The sequence below is a fragment of the Synechococcus sp. CS-205 genome, assembly GCF_025128255.1.
GTDB lineage: Bacteria > Cyanobacteriota > Cyanobacteriia > PCC-6307 > Cyanobiaceae > Regnicoccus_A.
Genome location: NZ_JAHLZB010000032.1, coordinates 36,918 through 62,836 on the forward strand (window position 1 = coordinate 36,918; position 25,919 = coordinate 62,836).

Annotated in this window: 23 protein-coding genes; 8 read left to right on the forward strand and 15 right to left on the reverse strand. The window is 67.4% G+C overall.

What is annotated here, in order from left to right:
- Positions 1-13: 13 nt before the first annotated feature.
- Entirely contained in the window at positions 14-2,365 is a 2,352-nt protein-coding gene (gene purL, locus KQ297_RS08300; RefSeq protein WP_311133993.1) for a phosphoribosylformylglycinamidine synthase subunit PurL, read from the reverse strand.
- 83 nt (positions 2,366-2,448) lie between these two features.
- On the opposite strand from purL, the gene KQ297_RS08305 reads away from it, so the two are divergent.
- Complete coding sequence (locus KQ297_RS08305; protein WP_259739003.1) at positions 2,449-2,658, forward strand: hypothetical protein; 210 nt, start codon at positions 2,449-2,451, stop codon at positions 2,656-2,658.
- 23 nt (positions 2,659-2,681) lie between these two features.
- Here KQ297_RS08305 and KQ297_RS08310 read toward each other — a convergent pair whose 3' ends face one another.
- From KQ297_RS08310 to KQ297_RS08330, 5 genes are all read right to left on the reverse strand, one after another.
- Positions 2,682-3,488: an RNA methyltransferase gene (locus KQ297_RS08310; RefSeq protein WP_259739004.1), complete on the reverse strand. Its 807-nt coding sequence runs from the start codon at positions 3,486-3,488 to the stop codon at positions 2,682-2,684.
- 4 nt (positions 3,489-3,492) lie between these two features.
- Complete coding sequence (gene dnaN, locus KQ297_RS08315; protein WP_259739005.1) at positions 3,493-4,635, reverse strand: DNA polymerase III subunit beta; 1,143 nt, start codon at positions 4,633-4,635, stop codon at positions 3,493-3,495.
- A gap of 440 nt (positions 4,636-5,075) precedes the next feature.
- Positions 5,076-6,134, reverse strand: a complete 1,059-nt coding sequence (thrC, locus tag KQ297_RS08320; protein WP_259739030.1) for a threonine synthase — start codon at positions 6,132-6,134, stop codon at positions 5,076-5,078.
- 112 nt (positions 6,135-6,246) lie between these two features.
- On the reverse strand, positions 6,247-6,882 hold the full coding sequence (locus KQ297_RS08325; RefSeq protein WP_311133992.1) for an alpha/beta hydrolase: 636 nt from the start codon (positions 6,880-6,882) through the stop codon (positions 6,247-6,249).
- A 47-nt stretch (positions 6,883-6,929) separates the two neighbouring features.
- Entirely contained in the window at positions 6,930-8,867 is a 1,938-nt protein-coding gene (locus KQ297_RS08330) for an AarF/ABC1/UbiB kinase family protein (RefSeq protein ID WP_259739031.1), read from the reverse strand.
- A 141-nt stretch (positions 8,868-9,008) separates the two neighbouring features.
- Between KQ297_RS08330 and recN the strand changes: the two genes are divergently transcribed.
- The 3 genes from recN (at position 9,009) to KQ297_RS08345 (ending at position 15,371) form a co-directional block, all read left to right on the forward strand.
- Entirely contained in the window at positions 9,009-10,697 is a 1,689-nt protein-coding gene (gene recN, locus KQ297_RS08335) for a DNA repair protein RecN (RefSeq protein WP_259739007.1), read from the forward strand.
- A gap of 113 nt (positions 10,698-10,810) precedes the next feature.
- Positions 10,811-13,765, forward strand: a complete 2,955-nt coding sequence (gene uvrA, locus KQ297_RS08340; protein ID WP_399251485.1) for an excinuclease ABC subunit UvrA — start codon at positions 10,811-10,813, stop codon at positions 13,763-13,765.
- Positions 13,731-15,371 (forward strand): dienelactone hydrolase, encoded by a 1,641-nt coding sequence (locus KQ297_RS08345; protein WP_259739009.1) that lies wholly within the window; start codon positions 13,731-13,733, stop codon positions 15,369-15,371. The genes uvrA and KQ297_RS08345 overlap by 35 nt, the downstream gene beginning before the upstream one ends.
- A gap of 16 nt (positions 15,372-15,387) precedes the next feature.
- Here the strand turns inward: KQ297_RS08345 and KQ297_RS08350 are convergent, their stop codons facing one another.
- Positions 15,388-16,443: an LCP family protein gene (locus KQ297_RS08350; protein ID WP_259739010.1), complete on the reverse strand. Its 1,056-nt coding sequence runs from the start codon at positions 16,441-16,443 to the stop codon at positions 15,388-15,390.
- Positions 16,444-16,505: 62 nt separating this feature from the next.
- On the reverse strand, positions 16,506-17,693 hold the full coding sequence (gene purT, locus KQ297_RS08355) for a formate-dependent phosphoribosylglycinamide formyltransferase (protein WP_259739011.1): 1,188 nt from the start codon (positions 17,691-17,693) through the stop codon (positions 16,506-16,508).
- 75 nt (positions 17,694-17,768) lie between these two features.
- On the opposite strand from purT, the gene KQ297_RS08360 reads away from it, so the two are divergent.
- The gene (locus tag KQ297_RS08360) at positions 17,769-17,930 is read left to right on the forward strand and encodes a hypothetical protein (protein ID WP_006172711.1); all 162 of its coding nucleotides are present in this window, start codon (positions 17,769-17,771) and stop codon (positions 17,928-17,930) included.
- Between the two features lie 14 nt (positions 17,931-17,944).
- Here the strand turns inward: KQ297_RS08360 and KQ297_RS08365 are convergent, their stop codons facing one another.
- From KQ297_RS08365 to KQ297_RS08375, 3 genes are all read right to left on the reverse strand, one after another.
- On the reverse strand, positions 17,945-18,187 hold the full coding sequence (locus KQ297_RS08365; RefSeq protein ID WP_259739012.1) for a hypothetical protein: 243 nt from the start codon (positions 18,185-18,187) through the stop codon (positions 17,945-17,947).
- Between the two features lie 49 nt (positions 18,188-18,236).
- Positions 18,237-19,340 carry a phospho-N-acetylmuramoyl-pentapeptide-transferase gene (gene mraY / locus KQ297_RS08370; RefSeq protein ID WP_259739013.1) on the reverse strand — a complete coding sequence of 368 codons (1,104 nt, stop codon included), beginning with the start codon at positions 19,338-19,340 and terminating at the stop codon, positions 18,237-18,239.
- Positions 19,341-19,414: 74 nt separating this feature from the next.
- Entirely contained in the window at positions 19,415-19,666 is a 252-nt protein-coding gene (locus KQ297_RS08375; protein ID WP_185464797.1) for a DUF3134 domain-containing protein, read from the reverse strand.
- Between the two features lie 95 nt (positions 19,667-19,761).
- Here KQ297_RS08375 and KQ297_RS08380 point away from each other — a divergent pair, with 95 nt between their 5' ends.
- Together KQ297_RS08380 and KQ297_RS08385 are read left to right on the forward strand one after the other, a co-directional pair.
- The gene (locus KQ297_RS08380) at positions 19,762-20,004 is read left to right on the forward strand and encodes a hypothetical protein (protein ID WP_259739014.1); all 243 of its coding nucleotides are present in this window, start codon (positions 19,762-19,764) and stop codon (positions 20,002-20,004) included.
- 4 nt (positions 20,005-20,008) lie between these two features.
- Positions 20,009-21,232, forward strand: a complete 1,224-nt coding sequence (locus KQ297_RS08385) for an argininosuccinate synthase (RefSeq protein WP_259739015.1) — start codon at positions 20,009-20,011, stop codon at positions 21,230-21,232.
- Positions 21,233-21,264: 32 nt separating this feature from the next.
- Here the strand turns inward: KQ297_RS08385 and KQ297_RS08390 are convergent, their stop codons facing one another.
- The 4 genes from KQ297_RS08390 to KQ297_RS08405 all read right to left on the reverse strand — a co-directional run bounded on the left by KQ297_RS08390 (position 21,265) and on the right by KQ297_RS08405 (position 23,726).
- Complete coding sequence (locus KQ297_RS08390; RefSeq protein ID WP_259739016.1) at positions 21,265-21,681, reverse strand: hypothetical protein; 417 nt, start codon at positions 21,679-21,681, stop codon at positions 21,265-21,267.
- Between the two features lie 106 nt (positions 21,682-21,787).
- A complete protein-coding gene (gene rpsF / locus KQ297_RS08395; RefSeq protein WP_259739017.1) occupies positions 21,788-22,141 on the reverse strand; it encodes a 30S ribosomal protein S6 in 354 nt (117 codons plus the stop codon).
- Between the two features lie 114 nt (positions 22,142-22,255).
- Positions 22,256-22,723 carry a Tic20 family protein gene (locus KQ297_RS08400; RefSeq protein ID WP_259739018.1) on the reverse strand — a complete coding sequence of 156 codons (468 nt, stop codon included), beginning with the start codon at positions 22,721-22,723 and terminating at the stop codon, positions 22,256-22,258.
- A 70-nt stretch (positions 22,724-22,793) separates the two neighbouring features.
- Positions 22,794-23,726, reverse strand: a complete 933-nt coding sequence (locus tag KQ297_RS08405) for a shikimate dehydrogenase (protein ID WP_259739019.1) — start codon at positions 23,724-23,726, stop codon at positions 22,794-22,796.
- A gap of 154 nt (positions 23,727-23,880) precedes the next feature.
- Between KQ297_RS08405 and dnaK the strand changes: the two genes are divergently transcribed.
- Positions 23,881-25,800 (forward strand): molecular chaperone DnaK, encoded by a 1,920-nt coding sequence (gene dnaK / locus KQ297_RS08410; RefSeq protein WP_259739020.1) that lies wholly within the window; start codon positions 23,881-23,883, stop codon positions 25,798-25,800.
- Positions 25,801-25,919 lie beyond the last annotated feature (119 nt).

The following is a 25,919-nucleotide window of genomic DNA, read 5'->3' on the forward strand; positions in this document are numbered from 1 at the left end:
TTCGCATTGTGCCTCAGCCCGTTGCGGCCAGGCGGCGCGGCAGCGCGTCCTCATAGCTGGTCCGCAGCTCCTCCACCGCCAGGGAGACCAGGCTGGTGCCGTTCTGAACGAAGCTGAGGGGGGCGGCTGGCTCAGCGACCCGACCGATCGGCGTGGCCAGCGGTGCCGGCCCCAGCGGTGGCAACGTAGCCAGCAGTTCCTGCCAGGCCTGCTCCTGCTCTGGCTTGAGGGAGATCAGCACCCGGGCACCCCCTTCGGCGAACAGCAGGCGATCCAGACGACCAGCGCCGGAGGGCAGCTCAACGATGGCCCCCAGGCCGGAGGCGATGCAGGCCTCGGCAGCCGCCACCGCCAGTCCCCCGTCGCTGAGATCGTGGGCTGAGGCCACCAGGCCCGCAGCGATCCCCTGGCGAAGCAGGGCTTGCACCGCCCGCTCCAGGCTCAGGTCCGTCAGGGGAGGCCGGCCCGTTGCCAGACCATGGACGCTCTCCAGGTAGCTGGAGGCGGCCAGACCAAGCCGCCCATCTTCGGCGCTCCCGGCCAGCGGCATCCCCAGCAGCCAGAGGCGATCACCCGGAGCCTGCCAGCCCAGGCCGGTGACCTGATCGAGGTCGTGGACGAGCCCCACCATGCCCACAACGGGGGTGGGATGGATCGGCTGCAGGCTGCCGTCGGGCCGTCGGGTTTCGTTGTAGAGCGAGACGTTGCCGCCGGTGACAGGGGTGTCGAGCACTCGGCAGGCTTCCGACAATCCGCGACAGGCCATGGCCAGTTGCCAGTAGCCGGTGGGGGTGTCCGGGGAGGGGAAGTTGAGGTTGTCGGTCACCGCCAGGGGTTCGGCCCCGACGCAGCTGAGGTTGCGGGCGGCTTCGGCCACCGCCGCTGCGGCCCCCCGCTCCGGATCGAGGGCCACCCAGCGGTTGGGGCAGTCGACGGAGGCGGCCACGCCACGGCTGGCCGCGGCCAGGGTGCCCTCACCCTGCTGGGGCCGCAGGCGCACGACCGCCGCATCGGCACCGCCGGGAGGGACCACGGTGTTGGCCTGCACCTGATGGTCGTACTGGCGGTAGACCCAGCGCTTGCTGGCGATGGTGGGGTCATCAAGCAGGCGGAGCAGCACGTCACTCCAGCTGAGGGGCTGGCCGGCCAGGGGACCGCTCGCGGGCGTGATCCCCTCTGCGGCAGCGACGGGGAGGTCGGTCTCGCTCCAGCGCCAGTGCGCCTGGATGGCGGCGGGTGGCTCGCTGAGCAGCTCGTGCCGGTTGATCGGGGTGTCATCGGCCAGGGCACTGGCGGGAACTTCGGCCGCGACCACGCCCTCCCTCAGCACCCGCACAACGTTGTCGGCCAGCACACGACCCACCACCGCGGCCTGCAGGCCCCAGCGGCGGAAGCTGGCCATCAGGGCCTCCTCGCTGCCGGGCCTGACCACAAACAACATCCGCTCCTGCGACTCGCTGAGCAGGAACTCATAGGCCGACATGCCGCTCTCGCGGGCAGGAACCCGATCAAGGTCAAGCTCGATGCCCAGCCCCCCCTTGGCGGCCATCTCAGAGCAGCTGCAGGTGAGGCCCGCGGCCCCCATGTCCTGGGCCGCGAGCACGTCTCCACTCTGGAAGGCCTCGAGGCAGGCCTCAATCAGCCCCTTCTCCAGGAAGGGATCCCCCACCTGCACCGCCGGGCGGTCATCCAGTGAGGCAGCGCTCAGCTCCGCTGAGGCGAAGCTGGCGCCGCCCATCCCGTCGCGGCCGGTGGTGCTGCCCACGTACATCACGGGATTGCCTACCCCCACAGCCCCGGAGCAGACGATCTCCTCGGTCTCCATCAGCCCCAGGGCCATGGCATTGACCAGGGGGTTGCCCGAATAGCTGGGGTCGAAGGCCACCTCCCCACCCACGGTGGGCACCCCCACACAGTTCCCGTAGTGGGCAATGCCCGCCACAACACCTTCCATCAGGCCCACGTTGCGCTCGTCCTCGAGCGGCCCGAAGCGGAGGGCGTTGAGCAGGGCGATCGGCCGGGCTCCCATGGTGAAGATGTCGCGCAGGATGCCGCCCACCCCGGTGGCCGCCCCCTGGAACGGCTCCACCGCCGAAGGGTGATTGTGGCTTTCGATCTTGAAGGCCAGTCGCTGCCCCTCGCCCAGATCCACCACTCCGGCGTTTTCGCCCGGGCCCACCAGGATGCGGGGGCCGCTGGTGGGGAAGCCCTGCAGCAGCGGCCTGGAGTTGCGGTAGCAGCAGTGCTCCGACCACATCACCCCGAACATGCCCAGTTCGGCCCGGTTGGGATCACGGCCGAGCCGGCGACGGATCTCCTCGTAGTCGGCCTGGGTCAGGCCCTCCTGGCGCAGGGCCCCGGGCAGTGAAAACGATGAAGGGTCCGGCGGGGATTTCACCACGGCGAGCCGATGCGACAGTGTCTCAGTTTCTCTGAGGGTGGACCCAGGTGCACAGCGTGCTGGAGCGGGTGAGCCGTGCCGAGATCCGCTACGACCCTTTCGTGCATCTGGTGATCCAGAACTGCCTTCCGCAGGACTACTACCAGAAACTGGCCGCCAGTTATCCCAGCGACGCTCCCGCCGCGGCCCTGGGGTTGCGCCAACGACTGCGGCGGAAGCTGGCATCGGCGGCTCGGCGGCTGTCGGGACGGGATTAGCCGTCTTCCCGGAGATCCTCAGCTCAGATCCAGGGATCCTCGGGGTCGAGCGGCTCGGGCTCCAGGGGCCTGGGGCGGCCGGGGCCTGAACGACGGGCGGCCGGGGATTGATCGTCGCGCAAGGGCTCTCCCCAGCCGTCCGGATCGTCCGACTCCTCGTCCGGCTCGCTCAGGTCGGATCCGGCGCGGCGCTCCATGCGCTCCTCCGGCTGGGGTCCCGGCCAGGGTGGCTCCTCCAGCCAGCCCTCCAGGCGCTCCTCAAAGCGGCCCCCCACCTCTTCAAACTGCTCCCGCCAGCGGCGGGAGCGCCGCAGGAATTCCTGGCGCACGCTGGCTCGGGCCAGAGGCAGATCATCGAGCCCCTGCAGGCCGGTCATCACCTGCCCCGGCTGCTGATCAACGATGCGCTCGGGCGAAAGCAGCCAACGGCTGCTGCCCGGCAGGCGGGGATCGCTGCGGGAGACGAGATAGTCGAGGATCCGACCGCTGCGCAAGTCCACGTTGGCGTCGGCGATCACACCGAGCACACCGTTGTCGGACCCCAGCAGGGCGGCGTCGAACAGGGTGGGCAGACGCTCGAGGGTGGCGGGGTCGGTTTCAGCCGGTTCGCCCAGCACCAGGGCTTCCTGCTCACTGAAACCGCGCAGCTGATTCAACCGCCAGACCAACCGGCGGGACCCGAAGGCCGAAGGCTTGCTGGACCAGCCCAGCAGGCGGTGCACGGGGGGGTGCATCCACCCCTGCAGCCCAGGGCCATGGTCTAGGCCCTGATCACAGCGCACCCGCCGCCGGAGAAGATCACTGAGCAGCAGTTGCTCGGGAAGGGTCACGGCCTCAGCTGCGGATCTGAACCGGCATCACCAGGTAGGTGAAGGTCGGATCCTGAGGCGAGGTGAGAACCGCCGGAGTGGTGGGGGCATTGCAGCGCAGCTCCACCCGATCGGGCGTCATCACCTTCAGCCCATCGAGCATGTAGCGCACGTTGAAGGCGATCTCGATCGGTTCGCCGCTGATCACCGCCGGCAGGTCCTCGGAGCCGCTGCCCACATCCTGGGCATCGGCACTGATGTGCAGCTGGCCGTTGCCGGGGTCACTGCTGAGCTTGACGACGTTGTTGTGTTGATCGGCCAGCACCGCCACCCGCTCCAGCGACTGGATGAACCCGCGGCGATCGAGCTCGATGGTTCTGGTGAATCCCTCGGGGATCAGCTGGCGGTAGTTGGGGTAGGTGCCATCCAGGCTGCGGCTGGTGAGCACCTGGTCGGCCCAGAGGAACACCACCTGACCACGGTCGCAGTAGAGGCTCACCGGGTCGTCGGAACTGGAGGAGGAGAGCAGCCGCTCCAGTTCGCGCAGGGAGCGGGCCGGCACGGTGACTGCAAAGGAGCCGCTGGGGTCCTCCACGCCGGAGACGGCCTCATCGAGGCGGAGCACCGAGAGACGGTGTCCGTCGGTGGCGGCGCACTCCAGACCCTGATCCGCCAGGCCGAGGTGCACGCCGGTAAGCAGCTGCTTGGCCTCATCTCCGCTGCTGGCGAACAGGGTGGCCCGCAAACCCTTCACCAGGGCTTGGGGTTGCAGGCGGAGGGGAGTTCCGGTCTGGACCAGCGGCAGATCCGGAAAGTCTTCGGCGGAGAGGCCACGCATCTGGTAGCTGCCGGAGCGACTGGTGAGCTCCACCTGCTCCTGGCCTTCCTCGCAGCTGAGGCTGATCGGGCTTTCACTGGAGAGTCGCGCCACGATCTCCCCGAACAGGCGCGAAGGCAGGGTGATCGTGCCGCTGGTCTCCACGGAGGCGGGAAGGCTGGTCTGGATGCCGAGGCTGAGGTCGAAGCCGGTGAGGCTGAGGCGGCCCGTGCCGGCATCGGCGGTGAGCAGAACGTTGGCCAGCACCGGATGGGTGGGGCGTGAGGCCACGGCACGGCTGACCAGCTGAAGGCTGGCGCTCAGTTCCGCCTGAGAGCAGACCAGCTTCATGGGAACACCACTCCTGAAACAAAAGCCCGCCAAGGGCCCCACCACGCTTCCACACCGCTGACGGAAGCGCAACGAGGACCAGGCACCGACAACTGATGTCTCTCCGCCCTTTCCCCCATCCTGTTACTGGATTCGGATTGAATCAGAAGAAGAGAAATCCAATCCGTAGCCGTAGGGCCTGGGGAAAGCGCGGAAAAGTGTGAGAGCCCTCTTCTGGAAAGAGTTTTCATTGATCAGCGCTGAGGAAAGTGCAGCCGAAAACGTGCTGCAGATCCTGTTTTCCACTCTTTCCCTGGCCTGGGGAAAACTCTGGCGCTGGAGCGCACACGTGATGTCCCAGGTTCTCCACCTCCGTGGCCCGGTTTTCCCGTGGACGCTTTGGCTATTGACACTCCATCTCCGTTGCGATCCGCAACGGTCCCGGAACAATCCCTATGGGCTCAGAAGCCCATCACCTTGGCCACCACATCCACATCAGCGGCCAGACCGGCATGGAAGGCACCATCGCAGTTGTCGATGGCGGTGTTCGGATCCTTCAGACCGTTCCCTGTGAGCACACACACCACGGTGGCTCCTTCCGGCACGTGATTCGCCTGCTGCAGCAAGCCAGCCACCGAGGCGGCGCTGGCCGGTTCGCAGAACACCCCCTCCTCACGGCCGAGCAACTGGTAGGCCTCGAGAATGTCCTGGTCGGTGACGGCGTGGAAGGCCCCGCCGCTTTGCTCGCGCACGGTAAGGGCCTTCTCTCGATTGGCCGGATTGCCGATCCGGATTGCGGTGGCGATCGTGTCGGGCTGCTCCACTGTGTGGCCCAGCACCAGCGGCGCCGAGCCACTGGCCTGGAAGCCCATCATTCGAGGAAGACGCCGGCTGTGGCCCGCCTGGCGATACTCCTGGAAACCCATCCAGTAGGCGCTGATGTTGCCGGCGTTGCCCATCGGGATGCAGAGCCAGTCGGGGGCGTCTCCGAGGGCATCGATCACCTCGAAAGCGGCGGTTTTCTGCCCCTGCAGGCGGTAGGGATTGAGGGAATTCACCAGGGTGACGGGGTAGGCGTCGGCCACCTCGCGCACGATGGCCAGGGCCCGGTCGAAGTTTCCCTTCACCGCCAGCACCTCGGCTCCATAGACCAGGGCCTGGGCCAGCTTTCCCTGGGCCACGTAGCCGTCGGGAATCAGAACGAAGGCGCGCATCCCTCCGCGGCGGGCGTAGGCGGCGGCCGCCGCACTGGTGTTGCCGGTGCTGGCGCAGATCACGGCCTCGGCGCCGGCTTCCCGCGCCTTGCTCACCGCCATCGTCATCCCCCGGTCCTTGAAGCTGCCGGTGGGGTTGAGGCCGTCGTACTTGAGGAAGACTCTGACGCCACGACCCACCCGGGCGGCCACTGCGGGGGCCGGGATCAGCGGGGTGGCCCCTTCCCGCAGGGTGATGACAGGCGTGGCTTCGCTCACAGGCAGCCAGCGTCGGTAGGCTTCGATCAGCCCCGGCCAGTCCTGCATTGTTGGCTGCTGGCCCAGACGCCGAAGAGCTGAAAGCAGGGGCACGTCGGCAGGGGGCAGGCTGGCCTGAATCTACGCGTCTGGCTTGAGCGGGTGCTTCGCTGCAGTGGCCTCAGAGGCCTGGCACCGGAGCCTGGGAGGACGACTCAGGCTCCGGTGTGGGCGGCGTTGGGGTCACGGTGCTGGGTTGATCAGTGCTGGGCGGTTCCACGGCCCCGTCGCCGCGCAGGCCGTCGAGGGGAGACTCGGAGAAGAAGCGGACCAGATCGCTGATCGAACTTGCTTTGCTGATTAACCCCATCAGGGCCGGAATGTCCACAGCCAGTTCCTCCACCGGGTAAGCCTGCAGGAACCCAGTGGCGGTGAGGCTGCCGTTCCCGTTGGCCAGGCCGGTGATGACAGCGCCGCGGAGGGCCTGGACCCCTTGCTGGGGTGCCCGCAGAGGGGAGACGATCCGCGCCAGTCGCTGGAGCAGTGCTTCTCCGATCCGTGTGGACAGCAGCCGGCTGGTGAGCACCAGGGGCAGGGTGAGCTGCTGATTCAGCATCTTGGCCGCGAATTCAGGCTGTTGCCCGCTGAAGCGCAGCACATCCCCCAGCAGCCCGCGAGCCTGGCCCGTCTGGGCGAGGTGCTCAAGATCCGCCACAGCAATCGAGCGCCGGAAGGCTCCACTCACGAACACCAACTGCTCGGCTGCCTGCAGAGCTGGCGTTCCCGCACTCAGTGAGAGCCCAATCAGAACGGCCAAGAGTTTGGGCTGACGGGCCAAGGGCTGCACCTGGTGATGAATCGACTCTAGAAGCTTCCGGAGGCACTGAGAACGGTGGTCTGGCGTATCTCCGGGGACACCAGCACATCGCGCAACAGGTGCACCACGCTGCGCTCAGCCAGTCCCCTGGCCAGTTGAACCCCCATCTGGCGCAGGTCGGGTTCCCTCAGCAGCCGGGGCAGGCGCCTCAGCAGCAACTGCGGCTCGAAGCCGGGCAGCTCCCGCAGAATGGTCAGCAGTTGCTGCACGGGCTCCAGGCTCAGCAGGGCTTCCTCTCCGCCCTCGAGGCCAGGGCTGCGCAGACCCGGTGGTTGCAGGCGCCGGGGCAATCGGCTGCCCAGACGCCGGAAGGCCTGCCAGCCGATCGCATCCACCCGGTCCACCAGCGCATCGACGAGTTGCTGGCGCAGCAAGCCCCCCTTGGGGGAGAAGAGAAAGTCGATCACCTGATCGAGCAGGCCCTCGAGATCGAGCTGGTCCTGCATGGAGGCGCTGCTGATCAGATTTTCCAACCGTTGCCAGCGGAAGTCCTCGCCATCGAAGAGCATCTCGCGCAGGCTGCTGCGCAGGGCCGGATCCGGATCTTCCATCAGCCGGCGGGCAAAGTAGGGGTAGGCGGCTCCCAGGATCTTGAAGTCGGGATCCACGCTCAGGGCAATGCCCTCGAGTGTCACCAGGGACCGGATGATCAGGGCGTAGTAGGGCGGTACCTGGAACGGAAACCTGTACATCACCCCGGAGAGGTCGTCGGTGACGGCTTTGAAGTCCATGCGGCTGACGCCCATCTCCAGAGCCTGACCGAACACGCTCTCGAAGGCCGGAACGATCGGCTCGAGATTCACCTCTTCCCCGAGAAATCCCAGGCTGACGAAATCGCGCGAAAGGGAGCTGAAGTTGCGGTTGACCAGATGCACGACCGCCTTGATCAGACCTGTTCTCGCCTCCCGGGTCACTTCGCTCATCATGCCGAAGTCGAGATAGGCCAACCGTCCATCAGGCAGGGCCAGCAGGTTGCCCGGATGGGGATCCGCATGGAAGAAGCCATGCTCCAGCAATTGCTGCAGGCTGCAGTTCACCCCCACCTGCACCATGTCGTCGGGGCTGATGCCCAGGGCGCGCACCGCCTCCAGGTTGGTGAGCTTCACCCCTTCGATCCATTCCATGGTCAGCACCCGGCGGCTGGTGACCTCCCGGTAGATGCGCGGAACGGCGATGCGGGGATTCTGCTGGTGCAGGCGAGCGAAGTGTTCGGCGTTGCTGGCTTCGTTGAGGTAGTCCATCTCCTCGAAGACCCGTTTGCCGAGCTCATCGATCAGCGCCACCAGATCGCTGCGGATCAGGCGTACGTTCCTGTTCACCCAGGCGGCGATCAGGCGCACGATGTAGAGATCGAGGGTGATCTGCTCACGCAATCCCGGGCGCTGCACCTTGACTGCCACCGCCTCACCGCTGAGCAGTACCCCCCGGTGCACCTGGCCCAGGGACGCCGCTGAGATCGGCTCCCGATCCAGCTGCAGGAACAGGCTGGTCACCGGTGCCCCCAGGTCCTCCTCGATGCAGGCCATCGCCAGGGTGCTGTCGAAGCCGGGAAGTTGATCCTGCAGCTGGGCGAGTTCCTCCAGCAGCAGTGGCGGAATGATGTCGGGCCGGGTGGAGAGGGCCTGGCCGGCTTTGATGAAGGCGGGGCCCAGGGCCGCCAGCAGCTCGGCGCATTCCTGTGCCCGCTGCCGCGCCCTCTCCTCGTTGCTGAGCAGACCAAGAACCTTGTCGAAGCCCACCCCGATCAGAAACAGACTGATGGGCACCAGGGTCTGCCAGACGCGGCGCAGCAGCCGCCGAGGGTGTCCGGCGTAGATCCGCGCGATGGTCTGCGGGTCGTAGCTCAGCAGACCGGCGGCTTCGATGAAGTCGCTCAGCTCCTCGGCGCTGCCAGTCTGTTCAGGGAACGTTTCCGCACCGCTCATCGGCTGGCTGATCGGTTCCTCCGCAATCACATCCCCGTTGATCGTGGCCTGATCCGAGCGGACCATCAGGGGGCGTTCGACTGTTTCTCTTCTAAACGAAAGAGACCGCCGCTACGGTCTGGGCAATCACCGGAGGCCGGCGTGCTCACGGGTCTGCGCCTGGAGAACATCGCCCTGATCGATGCTCTGGAACTCAGTTTCAGGCCGGGATTCACCGTTCTGACCGGTGAGACCGGTGCAGGAAAATCCCTGCTGCTCGATGCTCTTGATGCCCTGCTCGGTGGTGCCCAGGGGGGCGAGGGCCTGCGGCTGTTGCGCCAGGGCTGCGACCGGGCGCGCATCGAGGCCAGCTTCTCCCTCTCGGAGCCGGCGCTGGCCTGGTTGATCCAGCAGGACCTCGAGCCTGAAGACAACGAGCTGATCATCAGCCGCGAGTGGCGGCAGCTGGAGGCGCGTGTCGCCAGCCGCAGCCGCATCAACGGGGTGATCGTCAACCGCTCCCAGTTGCTGGAGTTGCGTCCCCTGCTGCTTGATCTCACCGTGCAGGGGCAGACCCAGCAGCTGGCGCGTCCTGGACAGCAGCGTCGCTGGCTGGATCGTTTCGGTGGGGAGCCGATCACCGAGGCCCTGCAGGAGGCTCGCCTGGCCGTGCGTGCCTGGAAAGCAGCCGCCGGGGCTTTGGACGCCGCCCGAGCCGAGCAACAACAGCAGCAGTTCGACCGGCAACGGCGGCTTCAGCTGCTGGAGGATCTGGAGGCGGCTCATCTCGACGATCCTCACGAGCGGCAGCGGCTGCAGGGGGAGCAGGACCGGCTGGCCCACGCCGTCCGACTGCAGGAGGGGGTGATGAGCACGACGGGGCGGTTGGTGGAGGGGCTGGACGGGGCCCCGTCGGTTTTCGATCACCTCGCCGCCATCGAGCAGGAGTTGCAGCATCTGCTGGGATTCGATCCGGGGCTTCAGCCCTGGCTGGAGCGCTGTGCCGAGGCGACCCAGCTCCTGCAGGAGCTGGCCTCGGGCCTGGATCGCTACGGCGCCGGCCTGGATAGTGATCCTGAAACCCTGGCGGGACTGCAGGAGCGGATGGCCCAGCTCAAGGCCCTGGAGCGGCGCCATGGTCAGGAGCTGGGGGCTCTGATCGCCCTGCGCGACGACCTTCGCCGCCAGTTCGATGACGGTGGGGTGGAGGCCTCCCTGCGGCAGCTCGAACAGCAGGAGGAGAGTTGTCGTCTGCAGCGGGACCAGGCCTGCGCCGGGCTCACCCAGCGCCGCCGTGCCGCCGCCTCCACACTGGAGGGGCAACTGATGGACACCCTGCGTCCGCTGGGGCTGGCCCAGGTGCGTTTCGGGGTCGCGATCAAGCCTGCCCCCGCCGGTGATGAGGGCGCCGATGCGATCGGATTCCTGTTCTCCGCCAACCCCGGCCAGCCGCTGGCCCCCCTGCAGGAGGTGGCCTCCGGCGGGGAGATGAGCCGCTTCCTGCTGGCGCTGAAGACCTGCCTTGCCGCGGCTGATCCCCAGGTCACCCTGCTCTTCGATGAAATCGACAGCGGCGTCAGCGGCAGGGTCAGTGGCGCCATCGCCGCCCTGCTGCGCCGCCTTGCCGAGCAGCGTCAGGTCTTCTGCGTCACCCACCAGCCCCTGGTGGCCGCCATGGCACAGCACCACTTCCGGGTCAGCAAACAGGTGGAAGCCGGCCGCACCCGCACCGGGGTGACGGCTCTGCAGGGCAGCGGCGAGCGGGAGCGGGAGCTGGCCGAACTCGCCGGAGGCGATTCGGGTGAAACCCGCAGCTACGTGGCCAGCCTGCTGCAGCAGGGGGTCTCCTGAGCCGCAGGAGCAGCCCGTAGACTCCAGGCTGTCAGGGTTGCTGAATGCCCCGCGCAAGATCCGGCTCCGGATCGAAGAGCCCCGCCGCCACGAATGGAGGCGGCCCGAAGGCCTTGTCCGGGCTGGCCACGGCCTCCGGGAACGATCCCAGCACACTCCTCAGCGGCGGCAGCCTCGAGGATGTGATCCGGGTGCGCGGAGCGCGGCAGCACAACCTGCGCGATGTCGATCTCACCCTGCCGCGCAACCGGTTGGTGGTGTTCACCGGTGTGAGCGGCAGCGGCAAGAGCTCCCTGGCTTTCGACACGATCTTCGCTGAGGGTCAGCGCCGCTACGTGGAGAGCCTCTCCGCCTATGCGCGCCAGTTCCTCGGCCAGGTGGACAAGCCCGACGTCGATGCGATCGAGGGGCTCTCCCCGGCCATCTCGATCGATCAGAAGTCCACCAGCCACAACCCCCGCTCCACGGTCGGCACGGTCACCGAGATCCAGGACTACCTGAGGCTGCTGTTCGGCCGGGCCGGTGAGCCCCACTGCCCCCAGTGCAACCGCTCGATCCGGCCGGAGAGCATTGACGAGATGGTGGATCGAATCGCCACCCTGCCGGAGGGCACCCGCTACCAGCTGCTGGCGCCAGTGGTGCGGGGCAAGAAGGGAACCCACACCAAGCTGCTCTCCGGTCTGGTGGCCGAGGGCTTCGCCCGGGTGCGCATCAACGGGGAGGTGCGTGAGCTCTCCGACAACATCGAGCTCGACAAGAACCACGCCCACAACATCGAAGTGGTGGTCGATCGCCTGGTGGCACGGGAGGGGATCAGCGAGCGGCTCACTGATTCCCTGCGCACCTGCCTCAAACGGGGTGATGGCCTGGCCCTGGTGGAGGTGGTGCCCAAGGCCGGCGAGGAGCTGCCCGACGGCGTCGATCGTGAACGCCTCTATTCCGAGAATTTCGCCTGTCCGGTGCATGGCGCCGTGATGGAGGAGCTCTCTCCCCGGCTGTTCTCCTTCAACAGCCCCTATGGCGCCTGCCCCGACTGCCACGGCATCGGCCACCTGCGCCAGTTCACCCTGGAGCGGGTCGTGCCCGACCCCTCGTTGCCGGTGTACGCGGCGATCGCGCCCTGGAGCGACAAGGACAACAGCTATTACTTCTCACTGCTCTACAGCGTGGGCGAGGCCTTCGGCTTCGAAATCAAGACCCCCTGGAATCAGCTGACCGACGCGCAGCGCCAGGTGGTGCTCCACGGCAGCGAGGAGCCGATTGCCATCCAGGCCGACAGCCGGTACCGCAAGAGCCAGGTCTATCAGCGACCCTTCGAAGGGATCCTGCCGATCCTGGAGCGTCAGTTGCGCGACGCCAGTGGCGAATCGGTGCGGCAGAAGCTGGAGCAATACCTGGAGATGGTCCCCTGCGGCACCTGTCAGGGGCTGCGCCTGCGGCCCGAGGCGCTGGCGGTGCGGGTGGGGCCCTACGCCATCCATGAGCTCACCGCCGTGAGCGTGGCAGACACCCTCGAGCGGATCGAGGCCCTGATGGGGGTGGCCGAGGGTGCCCAGCCCCTGCTCACCCCGCGACAGATCCAGATCGGCGACCTGGTGCTGCGGGAGATCCGTATGCGTCTGCGCTTCCTCCTGGATGTGGGCCTCGATTACCTCAGCCTCGACCGGCCGGCCATGACCCTCTCCGGGGGAGAAGCCCAGCGCATCCGCCTGGCCACCCAGATCGGCGCAGGCCTCACGGGGGTGCTGTACGTGCTCGATGAACCCAGCATCGGCCTGCACCAGCGTGACAACGACCGTCTGCTCAACACCCTTTTCAAGCTGCGGGATCTGGGCAACACCCTGATCGTGGTGGAACACGACGAGGACACGATCCGCGCCGCCGACCATCTCGTCGACATCGGACCGGGAGCGGGGGTCCACGGCGGCCACATCGTGGCTGAAGGCTCCCTGCAGAACCTCCTGGAGGCACAGGAGTCGCTCACCGGCGCCTACCTCAGCGGTCGCCGCGCGATTCCCACCCCGCCCGAGCGACGTGCCTCCGGCAGCCGCAAGCTCACCCTGGTCAACTGCCGCCGCAACAACCTGCTGGGCCTCGATGTCGACATCCCCCTCGGTCGCCTCGTGGCCGTCACCGGCGTGAGCGGCAGCGGCAAGAGCACCCTGGTGAACGAGCTGCTGCATCCAGCGCTGGAGCACAAGCTCGGCCTGCGGGTGCCGTTCCCCTCCGGTCTGGGGGAACTGCGCGGCATCCAGTCGGTCGACAAGGTGATCGTGATCGACCAGAGCCCGATCGGCCGCACACCCCGCTCCAATCCAGCCACCTACACCGGGGCCTTCGATCCGATCCGCCAAGTGTTCGCCGCCACGGTGGAGGCCAAGGCCCGTGGCTACCAGGTGGGCCAGTTCAGCTTCAACGTCAAGGGTGGCCGCTGCGAGGCCTGCAGTGGCCAGGGGGTGAACGTGATCGAGATGAACTTCCTGCCGGATGTCTATGTGCAGTGTGATGTCTGCAAAGGGGCCCGCTACAACCGCGAAACCCTGCAGGTGGCCTACAAGGGCCACACCATCGCCGATGTCCTGCAGATGACGGTGGAGCAAGCGGCCGAGGTGTTCTCCGCCATCCCCCAGGCGGCGGACCGGCTGCGCACGCTGGTGGATGTGGGTCTGGGCTACATCAAGCTCGGCCAGCCGGCCCCCACCCTCTCCGGCGGTGAAGCCCAGCGGGTGAAGCTGGCCACGGAACTGTCGAAACGCGCCACCGGCAAGACGCTGTACCTGATCGACGAGCCCACCACCGGCCTCAGCTTCTACGACGTGCACAAGCTGATGGATGTGATGCAGCGGCTGGTGGACAAGGGCAATTCGATTGTGGTGATCGAGCACAACCTCGATGTGATCCGCTGCGCCGACTGGGTGATCGATCTGGGGCCCGAAGGTGGCAACAAGGGCGGCGAGATCGTGGTGACGGGAACTCCCGAGCAGGTGGCTGACCACTCCACCAGCCACACCGGCCGCTACCTCAGACAGGTGCTTGCCCAGCATCCTCCTGTTCCCGCTGGGGCCTGAGGGTCCCTCCCACCGCTCCGCAGGGGAGATCATGGAGACACTCGGCTGCTTTTCTGTGCGCCCCCCCCGTTCCGGTCTTGCTGCTCCGCTGTTGCTTTCCCTCTGTGGCCTGCTGGGGACGGCACCGTTGCTCCCCGCTCCGGCACGGGCTCTCGAGCAGGTGGAGTTGCGCCTTCCCCTGCTCGAGACCAGCTTCATCGTGAAGCTGGAGGAGCTGGACAATCCCGCCCGCCTGCTCAGCGGCACCAGTGACCTGGCCGAGCTGGATCAGGCCAGCAATGGAGCAATCGGCCGTCGGCTGGTGGACCTCTTCAATGCGCCGCTGCCGCTGCAGGTGCCGGCGGTGGTGAACGAGGCGGAAGGCTCGGAGATGCTCAACCAGGCTCTGCTGCTGGTTTCTGCTCTGGGCGGGATCGACGGGCTTCCGGCCCAGTTCGACGGCAACGACCTCTCGCGGCTGCTGGACAAGGCGGCGGCCCGGGGACCCCTGACCATGCTCAGCGTGATGAAGGCCCTCCCGGGAACAACGGCCTCGGTGGATCTGAGTCGGGCGTTGTTGGCGGTGCGGCGACTGGCCAGGCAGCTTGAGCCCGCTGATCGTCTGGTGGCCGCTCAGCCGCCCGCCGGGGTCAGTTCCGCCCTCAGTCAGCCTGGTCCCCTTGCGGTGGAGCGGAAGCTGATCGCCCTGCCGGCCCCCCACCGGCCCAAGCCTCTGCAGGTGGTGCAGATCAGCCCCAGCACAGGAGCAAGCGGCCGTCTGGTGGTGATCTCCCATGGGCTCTGGGACGCCCCGGAGAGCTTCGAGGGATGGGCCAGCCATCTGGCCAGTCACGGTTACACCGTGCTGCTGCCGTACCACCCCGGCAGTGATCAGGGTCAGCAGCAGGCCATGCTCTCCGGCAAGGTGCCGCCCCCCGGGGCGGAGGAACTGCGGCTGCGGCCCCTGGATGTGTCAGCGGTGATCGATGGTGCCGCTGCGGGGCTCAAGGGCCTTCCCGCCGGGCTGAACACCGACTTCGTCGTGGTGCTCGGTCAGTCGTGGGGAGCCACCACCGTGCTGCAGCTGGCGGGGGCTGTGCCCAGCGACGCCCAGCTCCACCAACGTTGCGACGAAGTGTTGAATCCGGAGCGCAATATCAGCTGGGTGCTGCAGTGCAGTTTCATCGGCACGGCCGATCAGGCGGCCCTGGTGGATCCGAGGGTCAAAGCCGGCGTGGCCGTGAGCCCGCCGATGTCGCTGCTGTTCGATACCGGGTCGGGCAGGGACATGACCGCCCGGGTTCTGCTGGTGAGCGGCACCCGCGACTGGGTGGTGCCGCCCGGTCCCGAGGCGATCCGGCCGATGCAAAAGGAGGCCGGTCGCAGTAGCCATGGCCATCGCCTGGTGCTGGCTCAGGGCGGGGACCACTTCAACCTGGGCTCCAAGCTGGCTGGGGGTGGCGGTGTCCTGCGCGGCCTGTTGCTGGCCTGGACCAATGGCGCCTTCGCCGCCGGCGCCGCCGCTGCACCGGGCCCGGATGCTCCTGAGCTGCTGCCTGCCGATGGCTGGGGTGATGAGACCCTTCCCCTGGTGGGGATCTCCCCGGCTCAGCTGCGCTCTCCCTGATCGTGCAGCGCTGGCTTCAGCGGATCTCGTCGGGCGGGTACGGGTCAAAGTCAGCGTCGCTGGCTTCGGGCTCCAGGGAGGCGGCGTGGCGGGTGTTCAGATCCGGCATCCAGTAGCTGAGATCGTCGTGCCAGTAGAGCCGGCCCGCCAGCCGCGTCGTGCTGAGGGTGGTGCTGCTCAGTTTGCTGAGCAGGTTCCCCAGTTCCAGGGGTGAGAGGTCGGTGCGGATGTCGTTGCCGGCGATCCGGAGCAGCTCCGGCAAACGGGTCACCGCGCTGGGCCGGCCCAGCTTGTGGAACACCTCACGGATCACCAGCTGCTGGCGCTCCATCCGGCCGATGTCGCCCAGCTCATCATTGCGGAAGCGCAGGAAGCCCTCCAGGTCGTTGCCTTGGAGCAGCTGCAACCCGGGGTAGAGATCGATGTAGAGACCCTGGCGGCTGTCGGTGTAGTACATCCGCTTGGGCACATCCACCTCCACACCCCCCAGGGCTTCGGCGAGGTTCTGGACCGCGTCCAGATTCACCATCAAGTAGCGGTCCACCGGAGTGGTGAGCAGGGCGGTGAGTTCCTCCTTGACAGCGTCCACTCCACCGGAGGCGTAGAGGGCGTTCGCCTTGAGCACACCGAAGCGTTCGGATTCGATGTAGGTGTCGCGGGGCACCTGGGTGAGGCGGGTGGTGCCGTCCTGGATGTCGACGACCACCATCACATCGGTGCTGCCGCTGATCTGGTCGGAACCGAGGATCAGGATGCGGGGCTGGTGGATGGGAAGTGGTGGCACCAGCTTGCCCAGGGTCGGCGCCGAGCGGGTCAGACTCGCCAGGGCTGGACCGATCAGCTGCGGCAGAGGGCCTGCCAGGCCGTAGCCCAGGCCGATGCCGCAGGCGAAGGCCGCCAGGGAGGCGGGGCGGAAGAGCTGCCGGAGCGGGCCGCGGGGCCTGGATCGGGGTTCGTCACGCCCCTGGCGGCGGCTGAGTTCCACGACGGTGGCCGCCACCCGCTCAGCCTCATTGGCAGCATCGACCTTGGCGGTCCCTGGGCGGTTGGAGCGACGCTGGGCCTGGGCCATGGGGGATCCCGATCGGCGCACCATAAAACCGAAACCTCTGCGAGGCCAGTGGGCAGCGCAGTTCAGCCCGCGGCGACCACCGCGACCCGTGCGGCGGCGCGATCGGCCCGGGCCCGCGCCTCGGCCACGTCAGCCCCGGTGGCCACAGCCACGCCCATGCGCCGCTGGGGGCGGGCATCCGGTTTGCCGAAAAGCAGCACCTGGGTGTCCGGCTCTGCCAGGGCCTCGGCCACACCGGTGTAGGCCACGGCCTCGAGGGCCCGATCCGCCAGGATCACCCGGCTGGCGGCGGCGCTGCTGGAGCGGATGGCCGGGATCGGCAGACCCAGTACCGCCCGCAGGTGCAGTTCAAATTCGCTCAGGTTCTGCCCCAGCAGCGTGACCAGGCCGGTGTCGTGGGGGCGGGGCGAGAGCTCGGAGAAGACCACCTCCTCCTGGCCGGGCTCCCCGCAGAGGAAGAACTCCACCCCGAAGAGCCCGGCGCCGCCCAGCTCGTCGGTGACCGCACGGGCCATGGCCTGGGCCGCCGCCAGCTGTTCCTCACCCAGGGCGGCCGGCTGCCAGCTGCACTGGTAGTCCCCCCGCTCCTGCAGATGGCCGATCGGAGGGCAGAACAGGGTGGGTCCCGACCAGGGCCTGACCGTGAGCAGGGTGATCTCCAGGTCGAAGGGCAGAAACTCCTCCACGATCACCCGCGCGCCGGCGCCGCGGGCCCCGTCCAGGGCTGCCTGCCAGGCTGCAGCGAGGCCCTCCGCCGAACGCACCACGCTCTGGCCCTTGCCGGAGGAGCTCATCACCGGCTTGACCACCACAGGCCAGCCCAGGGGCGCCGCCGCTTCGGCCAGTTCTGCCGCGCTCTCGGCATAGGCAAATCGGGCCGTGCGCAGGCCGAGTTTGCCCGCGGCCAGATCGCGGATGCGGTCACGGTTCATGGTCACGGCGGTGGCTCTGGCCGTGGGAATCACCGTGATCCCCTCCGCCTCGATCTCCGCCAGGGCATCCACCGCCAGGGCCTCGATTTCCGGGATGACCAGATCGGGGCTGTGCCGCCGGACCACAGCCTTGAGGGCCTCCGGGTCGGTCATGGCGATCACTTCCGCCTGATCGGCCACCTGCATCGCCGGGGCTCCGGAGTAGCGGTCGACCGCGATCACCCGGCAACCCAACCGCTGGGCGGCGATGGCCACCTCCTTGCCCAGTTCACCGCTGCCCAGCAGCATCAGGGTTCGCGGAAAGGGGGTGGCGGCCATGGGCTCAGGGAGATCTCCCACTGATCTTGGTCCCCCGTAAAGCCTGCTAGAGAAGGGATCCGCGCCCGATCGTCCTTGCTGAGCCTTCTGTTTGCGTTCTCCACCGCCGGCGATGCCGACGCTGGCCTGGTGTTCGGCCAGGACATCGCCACCTTTCAGAAATGGGCCCTGATCTATCTCGTTCTCTCCTCGCTGGGGTTCGTGGCCGTGTGGGTGGTGGGCTACCTGCGCCGCTGAGGGTCCCCGCGCGCTCAGGTTTCAGGGATCAGATCCAGCTGCCGCACCGGAGGCTCCTCGCTGATGAACCCGTAGGCCTCGAACACACCCGCGTCAGGATGGGTGATGTGCTGCCCGTCACTGTGCCGCTCCAGGCTGAACCCTTCCCTGGCCATGCGCCGCATCAGCTCTGCGGCCTCCTCGAAGCGCGCCGCCATGGCGTCGAGGCTGGCGCAGTCGGCGGTCAGACCCTGTTCCTTCCAGGTGAAGTAAGCCACTCCAGACTCCTCTTGCTTCAGTCACCTTCCAAGTCTGCTGCCGAATCGCTCAGGGCAACACCACCAACCCCAGCAGCACGAGCAGCGCGCTGGCAGCCCAGAAGCGCACCACCACCGTCAACTCGGGCAGTCCCCCCAGCTCGAAGTGATGGTGCAGCGGTGCCATCCGGAACAGGCGGCGGCCCTGGCCGTCGGCGCCCTTGGTGGCCTTGAACACCCACACCTGCAGGATCACCGACAGCGATTCCGCCAGGAACACTCCTCCCATCAGCAGCAGCGGCCAGAGGCTGTCGCTGAGCAGGGCGACGGCGCTGAGGGCCGCCCCCATAGCCAGGGAGCCGGTGTCACCCATGAACACCCTGGCCGGGTGACGGTTGTGGGCCAGGAATCCCAGCCAGGCGCCGGCCATGGCGGCGCAGAAGCCCGCCAGGGGCGGATCCCCCAGGGATCCCCGCAGCATCAGCTGGGCGCCGAAACCGGTGAACACGATCGCGCCGCAGCCGGCCGCCAGGCCATCGAGCCCGTCGGTGAGGTTGGTGGCATTGCTCTCCGCCAGGAACACGAACAATCCCAGGGGCAGGATCAGCAGGCCCAGGGGCAGCACCCAGCCCAGGGCCAGGGAGACATCGGGACGCAGCCACTGTTGCCAGTGGGCCCAGGCCAGGAACAGGGCGGCGGCCAGGGCCTGCAGCAGCAGCTTGCCCCGGGGGGTGAGCCCGGTGTTGGTCTGGCGGGTCAGGCTGCGCCAGTCGTCGATGCCCCCGATGGCCAGGTAGGCCAGGGTGATCGCCGCGACCGCCAGCAGGCGGTCGTCGCCGGGGGCGACCAGCCCCCCCACGATCACCCCCACCGGCACCGCCAGCAGACCGCCCATGGTGGGGGTGCCGGCCTTGCCGAGGTGGCCCTGGGGGCCCTCCTCGCGGATCACCTGGCCGAGCTTGAGGGCCCGCAGCCGCGGGACGCCCCAGCGACAGAGTGACCAGCTCACCAGGGCCGCCACGAGCAGGGCAGGGGTGAGCTGGGGAGCGCCGCTGAGGCCATCGCAGAGCAGGCAGGCCAGCAGAATGGCCACGGCCAGCCCCAGCGCGCTGCGGCGACCATCGGCAGGACCTGCAGCGGCCGCGGGGGCCTGCGGTTGGGTTGTTCGGACCAAGACTCCAGGCGCCGCCGTGGCGCTATGGCGGTGCGGGCGGACCTTAGGCCACGATCAACGGCTCAGATCGCGACTCAGTCTTCCCAGTTCTCTTCCGATTGCTCATCGGCCTGGTTGTACTCCTCTTTCTCACCCATCAGCGCGGAGAGTTCCTCCTCTTCCACCGTGCTCACATCGGGAGCTGCGGTTTCCTCATCGGCCACAAGGCGGCCGGTGCTCTCGAGCCAGGTGAGCAGATCGGGTTCATCGCGCAGGGGCAGCACCGGAGCCGGCTCGTCCCTTCGGTAGCGGGTGAGGGAGGGGTTGATGCTGTCGAGTGTGCTCATGAAAAGCCTTAGAAGCGCACATCCAGTGGACGCCGATCGACCACCATAAACCAACACTTCGATCATCTCCCTTGGCGGCCGCCAAATTTCCCTCGTTGCTCCTCGGTTGGACCGTGGCGTTCCTGATCAGTGCCCTGCTGGTGTCTGCGGGCCGGCACTGGCCCGATCCCCTGCCAGTGGTCGCCTGGCAGGTCTGGGTTCTGGTGCTGGCGCCACCACTGCTGATGGGGGCCTGGATCGCCAGCCGCTGGGGCCGGGTGCCGGCGGTGGCTGCCGGCCCGGGCGGCGAAGACGGCGACGAGGGACAATCCTGCAACAGCTCGCACGCACAGGACTGAGGGGATGGCACAGGAGCAGGGCGCCAGGGCAAAACGGGTGGTGCTGGCCTACTCCGGCGGGGTGGACACCAGTGTCTGCATTCCGTACCTCAAGAGGGAGTGGGGGGTGGAGGAGGTGATCACCTTCGCCGCCGACCTCGGCCAGGGGGACGAGTTGGAGCCGATCCGTCTGAGGGCGCTCGAATCCGGGGCCAGCCGCTCGCTGGTGGGAGACCTGATCGATCCCTTCATCCGCGATTTCGCCTTCCCCGCGATCCGGGCCAATGCCCTCTACGAAGGGCGCTATCCACTCTCCACAGCCCTCGCCAGACCCCTGATCGCCCGCCAGCTGGTGCAGGTGGCCCGGGAGCTGGGTGCCGATGCCGTGGCCCATGGCTGCACGGGCAAAGGCAACGATCAGGTGCGTTTCGATGTGGCGATCGGCTCCCTGGCGCCTGATCTGAAGGTGCTCACACCGGCGCGGGAATGGGCCATGAGCCGGGAGGAAACGATTGCCTATGGCGAACGCTGCGGCATCCCGGCCCCGGTGAGCAAGAAGAACCCCTATTCGATCGATCTCAATCTGCTGGGCCGCAGCATCGAGGCCGGTCCGCTGGAGGATCTGATGGCGGAACCCTCCGAGGAGGTGTTTGCCATGACCCGTGCGATCGGCGACACACCGGATGAGTCCCAGGTGGTGGAGATCGCCTTCGAGCAGGGCAACCCGGTGGCGATCGATGGAATCGGCCTGGATCCGGTCAGCCTCGTCCGCCGGGCCAATGAGCTGGCGGGCCTGCATGGTTTCGGCCGGATGGACATCATCGAAAACCGGGTGGTGGGAATCAAGTCAAGGGAGATCTATGAAACGCCTGGCCTGTTGCTGCTGATCCGCGCGCACCAGGAGCTGGAGAGCCTCACCCTCGCCGCCGACGTGGTGCGCTACAAGCGCCAGATCGAATCCAGCTGGGCCGATCTCGTCTATCAGGGCCTCTGGTTCGGTCCGCTCAAGCAAGCCCTCGACGGCTTCCTGGATTGCACCCAGGCCACGGTCACCGGGGTGGTGCGCATCCGCCTGCACAAGGGCACGGCGATGGTGATCGGTCGCTCCAGCGCCAGCGACAGCCTCTACGTGCCCTCCATGGCCACGTATGGCAGTGATGATCGCTTCAATCACCGCGCGGCCGAAGGCTTCATCTACGTCTGGGGGATGCCGATCCGGCTCTGGGCCGCCACTCACCGCAAGAGCTGAGGTCGGGCTTCTGCCTGGTTTCTGGCCCTGGCCTACGGGGGGGCGTCACGCCTGAGCCAGCGCCGTCCCAGGGCTCTCAGGGGTGGGATCGGATTGCGGGCCTCTGCCTTCTCCTCGGGGGGAGGCTCGCTTTCGAACTCAGGCGCAGGGGGTGGCGGCGGTGGTGCGGGCGGGAGAAGTCGCCGGGCCTGCTCCCGGAGGGCGTGGTTGTCCTGGGCCAGCAGTTGCTGCTGATCGAGAAGTGGCTGCAGCCGTTGCTGGAATTTACGCTCGAAGATCTGAGGCAGATCCCGGATCAGCTCCTCAAGGTCCGCAAGCTGACGCTGCGCCAGCTCCAGCTCCCGCTGGCAGTTCACCAGCTGGGCCCTGGTGGTCTCCACCTCCAGGCGTGCCTCAGCCAGGGCCAGCCGCAGCCGGGTCTCGGGCTCTTCGAGTTCCGGAATGGGCACCCTGTTGGGGAGACCAGCTGATGCATCCTCAACCATGGCTGGCCCGAGGTCTTCGCCTCATCATCCCCGGGTCGGGGCTGATCCGTCGATCCCCGCCGCCGCCGGCTCAGCCCTCGACGGCCACGGCTTCAGCGGCCGAGGGAGCGTTGCGGGGGGTGGGAAGCGGACCGTCCTGCTTGACCGTGAGGTAGCGGATCACATCTTCGCTGAGGCGCATGGCCCGCTCCAGCAGGGCCACCTGCTGGCCGTCTCCGTCATGGTTCAGCTGCACGTAGATGCCCTCACGGTGCTTGGCGATCGTGTAGGCCAGACGGCGTTTGCCGCGCATCTGGCAATCAAGCACTTCAGCGCCTGCTTCGGTGAGCAGATCGCGGTACTTGGCCACATGGGTTTCCACCTCTTCCTCCGGAATGTCCGGACGAAGGATGTACATGGTTTCGTAGTAAGGCTTCTGCGACATGGTGACGGAGGCTCCGTGATGGGCTCGTGGGAGGCCGGCGGCAGAACGCTGCCAGCAACGGATCGACCAGCCTACCTTCCAGGCCTCTTCCCATCCTCAGACCATTGGAGAGGGTCAGTAGAGCTGCATGCGCACCGCTTCCGAGACGGTGGGGATGTCGGCCTCTCGGCCACGGATGCTCTGTACCACCGAGAACACCACCAGCAGCAGGGTGCCGAGAAACACGGTGTTGCTGAGCGTGCGCAGGGCAAAGCCGGCCCCCAGGGGACGCAGCAGAACGCCGAACGCCAGCGACAGCAGGATCAGCACGATGTCGATCAGGATCGCCTGCAGCACGTTGAAGCGGATGAAATAGGGCACCCGGGCATTGCGCACCACCGCCAGGAACAGCACCAGGAAGAGCACAAAGCCTCCGAAGGGGATCTGCTGCTGCAGGGCCATCAGCGGCAGGGCCGGCAGCACCAGCCACTGCAGGGCCGGCACCAGGCCGAACAGGGCCTCCCCGAACGGCACCCCGTCACTCCAGGGCAGCAGATAGGCCAGGACGGCAAGGAGCCGTTGCCAGATTGGAGGGCCTTCCATGAGCTACGGGATGTGATCGCTGCACGTTGCCCAGGCTAGGGGGCCTGCCCACGCGCACCGTGATCAGCGATCAGGGCCTCCCCAGCTGATCGAGGGCCGCCCGGCGCATCGCGGCCAGCGGCAGCGGCCTGGCCCCGGAGCGGCCCGGCTCTCCGATCCAGAGCTGCAGAGCGGCAGCCCCCTGCTGAACCAGCATCTCCAGACCATCCAGAACGCCGCAGCCGCGCAGGCGGGCCTCCCGCAGCAGGAGGGTGGGTCTGGGGGTGTAGATCAGGTCGTACACCAGGCTCCCTGGGCGAAGGGCATCGAGGTCGCCAGGCTCCAGAGGGCAGGTGCCTGAGCTGGCCCCCATGCCGATCGGGGTGGTGTTGACCACCAGATCGGCCTCGGCCAGCGCCCGGCGCAGGCCGGCGCGTTCGCCTGCAGGCCCGGGCCAGGCCAGGCCGTTCAGCTGCGGTGCCCAGGCCTGGCACTCCTCCTGGATGGCCCCAAGGGCCTCAGGCCGGCGCCCGGCCAGCTGAATGCGCTCCATCCCCAGCTCCACCAGAGCCGCCACCACGGCCCGGGCGCTGCCGCCGCAGCCCAGCACCAGGGCCGTGCCCCCCGTCAGGGGTCGGGCCCAGGCGGCATCGGAGCCAGAGGCGGCCCGCAGTGGCGTGAGGAACCCCTCTACATCGGTGTTGGTGCCCAACCAGCCGCCGCCCTCCCGCCGCACCAGGGTGTTGACGGCGCCGACCCGCCGGGCCAGGGGGGTGAGCTCCGCCGCCAGCTCCGCCACCGCCCGTTTGTGGGGCAGCGTCACGTTCAGGCCGCGACAGTCGATGGCCTCCAGGCCCCGCACCGCCACCGCCAGATCGCTGGCCTGCACCGGCAGGGCCAGGTAAACCCAATCGAGACCCAGCTCCCGCAGGGCGGCGTTGTGCATCGCCGGCGAAAGGGAATGGCGCACCGGATCGCCGAGAACGGCCACGAGCGAGGTGCGGGCGGAGATCTCGAAGGGCATGGCGGCTCGGGCCTGGGGCGGTCCCTGCAGCGAAATGTACGGGTCCGGGCGCGACCCGCCCCGGTCCTGTTCGGAAACCACACCTCGCCTGCGGTGGCCCCCACTGCTGAAGATGCATGGGACAGAAACATCAATTCAAAGGAGGTGGGAACCCATGGGCAAGGTTGTCGGCATTGACCTGGGCACGACGAACAGCTGCGTTGCGGTGATGGAGGGCGGCAAGCCCACCGTGATCGCCAACGCGGAAGGGTTCCGCACCACACCTTCGGTGGTGGCCTACACCAAGAACCAGGACCAGCTGGTGGGGCAGATCGCCAAGCGTCAGGCGGTGATGAATCCCGAGAACACCTTCTATTCGGTGAAGCGCTTCATCGGTCGTCGGGTCGATGAGGTGAACGAGGAATCGAAGGAAGTCAGCTACGGCGTGGAGAAGGCGGGCGCCAATGTGAAGGTGAAGTGCCCGGTGCTGAACAAGCAGTTCGCACCCGAGGAAGTGTCGGCCCAGGTGCTGCGCAAGCTGGCCGATGACGCCGGCAAGTACCTCGGTGAAACCGTCACCCAGGCGGTGATCACCGTGCCCGCCTACTTCAACGACTCCCAGCGCCAGGCCACCAAGGACGCCGGCAAGATCGCCGGCCTCGAAGTGCTGCGCATCATCAACGAGCCCACGGCGGCTGCCCTGGCCTACGGCCTCGATAAGAAGAGCAATGAGCGCATCCTGGTCTTCGACCTGGGCGGCGGCACCTTCGACGTCTCGGTGCTCGAGGTGGGTGATGGCGTGTTCGAGGTGCTCTCCACCAGCGGCGACACCCATCTGGGCGGCGACGACTTCGACAAGGTGATCGTCGATCACCTGGCCGCCACCTTCAAGTCGAACGAAGGCATCGATTTGCGCCAGGACAAGCAGGCCCTCCAGCGCCTCACCGAGGCGGCCGAGAAGGCCAAGATCGAGCTCTCCAGCGCCACCCAGAGCGAGATCAACCTGCCCTTCATCACAGCCACCCCCGAAGGTCCCAAGCACCTCGATCTCACCCTCACCCGGGCGAAGTTCGAAGAGCTGGCCTCCAAGCTGATCGACCGCTGCCGTGTGCCGGTGGAGCAGGCCCTCAAGGACGCCAAGCTCTCCAGCAGCGAGCTCGACGAGGTGGTGATGGTGGGTGGTTCCACCCGCATCCCCGCCGTGCTGGAGCTGGTCAAGCGGGTCACCGGCAAGGACCCCAACCAGACCGTCAACCCGGATGAGGTGGTGGCCGTCGGCGCCGCCATCCAGGGCGGCGTGCTGGCTGGCGAGGTGAAGGACATCCTGCTGCTGGATGTCACCCCGCTCTCGCTGGGCGTCGAGACCCTGGGCGGTGTGATGACCAAGATGATCACTCGCAACACCACCATCCCCACCAAGAAGGCAGAGGTGTATTCCACCGCGGTGGATGGCCAGACCAACGTGGAGATCCACGTTCTGCAGGGTGAGCGTGAACTCGCCTCCGACAACAAGAGCCTGGGCACCTTCCGACTCGACGGCATCCCGCCCTCCCCCCGTGGCGTTCCCCAGATCGAAGTCACCTTCGACATCGACGCCAACGGCATCCTCAGCGTGACGGCCAAGGACAAGGGCAGCGGCAAGGAGCAGAGCATCTCGATCACCGGCGCCTCCACCCTCAGTGAGAATGAGGTGGAGAAGATGGTGAAGGACGCCGAGGCCAACTCGGCTGCCGACAAGGAGAAGCGCGAGCGCATCGACCTGAAGAACCAGGCCGAAACCCTCATCTACCAGTCCGAGAAGCAGCTTACCGACCTGGGTGACAAGGTCAGTGCCGAGGTCAAGGCCAAGATGGAGGAGAAGCGTCAGCAGCTCCAGGAGGCTGTCGAGAAGGAGGACTACGAGGCCATGAAGTCCCGACTGGAGGATCTCCAGAAGGAGCTCTATGAAGTGGGCGCTTCCGTCTACCAGCAGGCGGGTGCCGATGCCGGTGCCAGCGCCGCCGAACCCGGTGGCAACGGCGCTGCCGGCGATACCTCATCCTCTGGCCCCAGTGCCGATGATGTGATCGATGCGGAGTTCACCGAGAGCAAGTGATCCGTCAATGATCAGTTCATGATCAGGCAGTGATCAAGGTCCGATAAAAACAGCCCTCCATGTGTTGCACATGGAGGGCTTTCTGTTGATCCAGCACAACGCGTTCCCGAAGACCGGCC

Excerpts from the sequence above, each read along its gene's own strand:
- dnaN (WP_259739005.1), bottom strand. The coding sequence starts at position 4,635 with ATGAAGCTGGTCTGCTCTCAGGCGGAACTGAGCGCCAGCCTTCAGCTG.
- thrC (WP_259739030.1), bottom strand. The coding sequence starts at position 6,134 with ATGCAGGACTGGCCGGGGCTGATCGAAGCCTACCGACGCTGGCTGCCT.
- KQ297_RS08330 (WP_259739031.1), bottom strand. The coding sequence starts at position 8,867 with ATGAGCGGTGCGGAAACGTTCCCTGAACAGACTGGCAGCGCCGAGGAG.
- KQ297_RS08350 (WP_259739010.1), bottom strand. The coding sequence starts at position 16,443 with ATGGCCCAGGCCCAGCGTCGCTCCAACCGCCCAGGGACCGCCAAGGTC.
- purT (WP_259739011.1), bottom strand. The coding sequence starts at position 17,693 with ATGGCCGCCACCCCCTTTCCGCGAACCCTGATGCTGCTGGGCAGCGGT.
- KQ297_RS08375 (WP_185464797.1), bottom strand. The coding sequence starts at position 19,666 with ATGAGCACACTCGACAGCATCAACCCCTCCCTCACCCGCTACCGAAGG.
- KQ297_RS08385 (WP_259739015.1), top strand. The coding sequence starts at position 20,009 with ATGGCACAGGAGCAGGGCGCCAGGGCAAAACGGGTGGTGCTGGCCTAC.
- rpsF (WP_259739017.1), bottom strand. The coding sequence starts at position 22,141 with ATGTCGCAGAAGCCTTACTACGAAACCATGTACATCCTTCGTCCGGAC.
- KQ297_RS08400 (WP_259739018.1), bottom strand. The coding sequence starts at position 22,723 with ATGGAAGGCCCTCCAATCTGGCAACGGCTCCTTGCCGTCCTGGCCTAT.
- KQ297_RS08405 (WP_259739019.1), bottom strand. The coding sequence starts at position 23,726 with ATGCCCTTCGAGATCTCCGCCCGCACCTCGCTCGTGGCCGTTCTCGGC.
- dnaK (WP_259739020.1), top strand. The coding sequence starts at position 23,881 with ATGGGCAAGGTTGTCGGCATTGACCTGGGCACGACGAACAGCTGCGTT.